Genomic DNA, 4,433 nt, shown 5'->3' with positions numbered 1-4,433 from the left:
GGCCGGCGAGGCGGCGGTCGCGCGGCGGCGCTGGTCGAGCGCGACGTCGAGCGCGGGGGCATAGGGCGCCTCCACCCGCACGGGCACGCTGGTGCCCGCGCGCACTGGGCGGCCGGCACGATCGGTCAGCCGCACCGCGACCAGCGGCCGGGTGACGCCGTCGGCGATGAGGCGGCTGGCCTGCGGCAGCGCGACGGCATGTGCCGGCGTGCCCGAGGAATGGACGATGCGCGTGATGACGGTGACGACCGCGCCGTCGGCGGCGAGCACGCGGGCCTCGATCCGGTTGTCGCCGTCCGCCAGCGCAATGCCGCTCCAGCGCGAGATCGCGACGCCGGTGGCGCGCGCCTCCGTCCCGTCGAACGCGAGCGCGTCGCTCTGCACGCCGTTCACCGTCAGCGCGACGCGCTGTTCCGACAGATGCTTGACCACGACGCGCACCGCGGGGGCGCGGGGATTGTGGTCGGCCAGCGGGAACAGCATCGCGACGCCCGGCGCCTGGCCCTCGAACCAGTCGCGATTGCCCGCAGCGATCGCATCGGGCGCGACGGCGATCGGCAGCGCCGTGGCGGCATCCGCCGTGCGGCCGGTCGGCGCCAGCTGAAAATCGACCCGCTTCAGCAGCCCGCCGTCGCTGTCCACGAAGCGGGACAGCGCGTCGCCCGCCGCGCGGGTATCGGCATCGCACACGACCGCGCGGTGCGTGGCGGGAATGCCGTGGCGATCGAGCTGGACGACGTGGCGGCCGGGGCGGATGCCCTCGAGGTGGTACAGGCCGTCGCGGTCGGTGACGACGAAGGTGCCGTCCTCCAGCAGGATGCGCACGTCCGCCACGCCCTTGCGACGGCGCGCCGGATCGCCGCACGCCCCCTCGGTCACGCGGCCGATCACGGTGAAGCCGTCGCTGAACAGCAGCGGGCGCAGCCGGACGGAGGCGGCCGCCTCGTTACCGGTCGCGCCGGCGCTGCCCGATGCCAGCACGCGGTTGACCGCTTCCCCCGGCGGCGCGCCGGGGGTGACGGTGACGACGTAGCGAAGGCCGATGGTGGCACGTGCGCGCAGCACGGGTATCACGAACGACAGCGTGCGCCCGTCAGCGGCGACGCGCGGTTCGTCCGCCCCACGCGTCGAGCCGGGCTGATAGCGCAGCCCGAGGGGCAGCAGGTCGGTGACCCGCACGTTGCGCGCGTCGACGGCGGTGCGATTGGCCAGAGTGACGCGATATTGCACGATGTCGCCGGGCGATGCCTCGCGCACCGATGCCGTCTTGGTGAGCAGCAGCGCGGACGGGCCGGCACGGTCGACCGGCACGTCGGCGTAGAAGGGGTCCGGCTTGCTCAGGACGAAGGTGCCGCCGAACGAGGCATCGTTGATGACGAACGCTCGTCCCCCCGGATTGCGCAACGGCGCCAGATCGTTTGGGGAGCGGGTGGACGGCGCGGTATAGCCGGCGGGCGGCTCCACGTGCAGATGGTAGCGCCCGGGGGCCACGAGCGGGAACCGATAGCGGCCGGGGGGCTGGACGTAGGTGCGGCCCGAGGCGTCTCGCACGGTTCCGCCGCTGGTGACGGTGGCCGGGTAGCGGCTGACGCCGTCGTCGCCGAAGACGGTGGCGGGGTGGCCGCCTTCGTCGAGCAGGGTCACCTGCGCGCCATCGACCGGCGTGCCGGTGACCGAATCGAAGATCTCGCCGGCGGGGTCGATCAGCATTTCGGCGACCGAGCCGAAGCTGTACGGGTCCTCGGTGAACGAGAGCCGCATCCGCCCGCCGCGTTCGAGGGCCACGTCACACGCCTCGGCCGCCGGATCGTTGCCACCCAACGACACGCCGCCGGCGAAACTGCCGGTGTCGGGCCCGGTTTCGAGCAGCGTCACCGGGCCGTCATAGCCATCGGTGGTCATGTGGATCGTCGCGCCTTCGCGCACCGCGGGGTCGTGGTTGCTGCCGGGATTGTCGAGCACCAGGATCACCGGTGTGCGCCGGTCTAGCGCCGCGACCGGGGCGGCGCGCGACAGCGTATCGGCGTCGATCGGCGCGGGGGTGTAGCGCAGCGCGGGCGTCGTTTCGCAGCGTTCGCCCGAGAGCGCATAGCCGGGTGGCAGCAACCGGAAGCCGAGCGTCGTCGGGTGCTTCGTCCGGTCGACGTCGAGCGTCACGGCGTTCGAACGCACCTGCACCCGTGCATCGGGCGCCCCGAGCGACAGCGTGGCGACGTTGGTGACGCGCGCGACATCGTCGGCGCGGGCGGGGGCGACGACCAGCATCGCAAGGGCGGCGGCAAGCGCCAGCGAAAGGCGGCGGACGATGGGCATGACGGGTCGATCCCCGGCGCGCGGGCGAACCCGCACGCCGGAGGGGCGCTGCTCCCGGACAAGAGGGTGGATTAGTCGATCTTGACCTTGAACGAGACCGCGGTGCTCCCGCCGCCGGCCACGCGATCGAGCCGCGCGGTGAGCGTCTTCGTTCCGGCATCGTAGTTGGCGATGGCACCGTCGCTGTCGCCGCTGTCGTCGGCGTCGTCATCCTCGGGCGAGCCGCTGGCGACACAGGCGATGCCCAGCACGCCCGGCGTGCCGATCGAGATCGAACCGGGGACGTAGGTGGTGTGCGTCGGCACGATATCGGTCAGCGTCACCGCATCCGCCGGTGTCGTCAGCGTGGCATTGGCGACCCGCAGGCAATATTCCAGCGTGGCGCCGGGTATCGCCTTCGGATTGAGGGTGTTCACTCCGTCGTCGAGCACGCGCACCGATTTCATCACGCTGAGCGCGACGTTGGTGGTCACGACCTGATAGCCGGCATAAGCGCGGCCCTGGCCGTTGCGCGCGATGTCGCCCAGGTACAGCAGTCCGTCGCTGTCATCGTCGGCGAAGACGATGTCGACCGTATTGTCGGCATTGCCGAGGTTGAGGTCGGTGGCCACCAGCGCGGTGCCCTTCACCGCCGTCGAGCCGCCGGCGGCGGCGGTGACGTGCAGCGAATCGAACGCCAGCTGTGCCCCGGCCTGGTTGGGGACGTTGCCGACGATGAACACCGTCACGCTGGCATCGGGGGCCAGTTCGTCGATCCAGGTCGCGGTATCGACGCCCGGATCGTAGATGCCGTTGTTGTTCGAATCGGCGAACGCGCGCAGGTTCGTCAGGTCGAAATTGTCGGTCCCCGGCAGGATCCCGACCGAGATATTCTGCTGATCGGGATCGAGCAGGAAATCCTGTACCCCGTTGGTCAGGTTGGTGACGCGGAAGGTGGTGACCGCGTCCTGCTGCCCCAGGTTGACCTGGGTGAAGCCGGTCTGCGTGGTGACGACGGTGAAGTTCACTTTCCGGTCGACCACGAACGTCGCGGTGGTCGACGTCGCGGTCTGCGGTGCGCCGTTGACGGTGTAGGTCGCCGATGCGGTGTTGCTGATCGACGTGCCGGCGGTGGTTTCGGACGCGGCGCTTTGCGCCTGCGCCGCCGTGGCGAGCGCGAGCGTAGCGGTGCCCGCCAACATGACGGCGAGCGCCCTTTTCACGAACATGACGTGGTTATCCTTCCTTTTTCGGTGCGTGACGAAGTCGAGGGGATCAGTGGAGGACGGCCTGGAACGCGAATTCACCCCCACCGCCGGCCGTCAACGGGCGGTCGAGGCGCCACCGTACGTGGGTGACATCATCGGGAACGGCGGCGCGGGTGCCGCCGCCGGGAAGCGCGACGCGCAGCTGATCCAGCGCGGCGTAGCGACGCCCGTCGAGCGATACCGCCGGTGCGGCCGATCCGGGCGCGGGCGCGCGATAGACCAGCCCGCGCGGGATGGGATTGTCGAGCGTGACGCCCGCCAGCGGCTGTGCGCCGGTGTTGCGATAGGCCAGCACGACGGTGACGCGGTCGCCCGGCACGACACGGCGTGCGGGCGCCAGCGCGAGGCGGGTGGTGCCGTCGGCGGCGCGCGCCCTGGTTTCGACCATCACGCGCGAGCTGATCTGGAGTGGACCGGGCGCCGCGGCGGCGGCGGCGGGCAGCGCGACCGCGGCAAGCGCGACCGCTGTGAGCGGGAAGGGGGAACGGAACATGACGCAACTCCTCACTGGATGGTGACCTGGAACCGGATGGTGCGGGTGGCGGCGGCGGGCACGTCGCCAAGCGCCACGTGGATCGCCGTGCCGTCGAACCGGCCGGCATCGTCGTCGTCGGCATCGGAGACCGCGCGCGCATCGACGCTGAGGCTGCCGGCGACGTAGCGTGTGCCGGGGGGCACCGCGTCCTCCACCAGCGCGGCGAGTGCGGGCGCGGTGAAGCGGGCGACGAGACGATAGGTGACAACCGCGCCGGGAACCGCGCGCGTCGACCCGTCGGGTGCGCGCACCGATTGCGATTTCGCCAGCGTCGCGGCGTCGGTGCCGGCGGCGGCATCGGTGCCGAGCAGCGTCACCGCGTCCGCGCGCGCGCCGCC

General features: G+C 71.7%; 3 protein-coding genes and 1 pseudogene. All 4 read right to left on the bottom strand.

Translation table 11 applies throughout. The features are described 5' to 3' along the window. On the bottom strand, positions 1–2,313 hold a 2,313-nt coding region (locus tag AX685_RS17795; protein ID WP_156445909.1), incomplete at its 3' end, for a DUF11 domain-containing protein. Between the two features lie 71 nt (positions 2,314–2,384). After that, positions 2,385–3,521 carry a hypothetical protein gene (locus tag AX685_RS17790; RefSeq protein ID WP_231792287.1) on the bottom strand — a complete coding sequence of 379 codons (1,137 nt, stop codon included), beginning with the start codon at positions 3,519–3,521 and terminating at the stop codon, positions 2,385–2,387. 46 nt (positions 3,522–3,567) lie between these two features. After that, entirely contained in the window at positions 3,568–4,053 is a 486-nt protein-coding gene (locus tag AX685_RS17785) for a hypothetical protein (RefSeq protein ID WP_066491051.1), read from the bottom strand. Between the two features lie 11 nt (positions 4,054–4,064). Next, positions 4,065–4,433: pseudogene (locus tag AX685_RS17780) on the bottom strand (DUF11 domain-containing protein); the annotation flags it as partial.

Source organism: Sphingomonas sp. CCH9-F2, assembly GCF_001556735.1.
GTDB lineage: Bacteria > Pseudomonadota > Alphaproteobacteria > Sphingomonadales > Sphingomonadaceae > Sphingomonas > Sphingomonas ginsenosidimutans.
The sequence above is the reverse complement of the archived record's forward strand: the minus strand, read 5'-3'. Positions and strand labels throughout refer to the sequence as shown.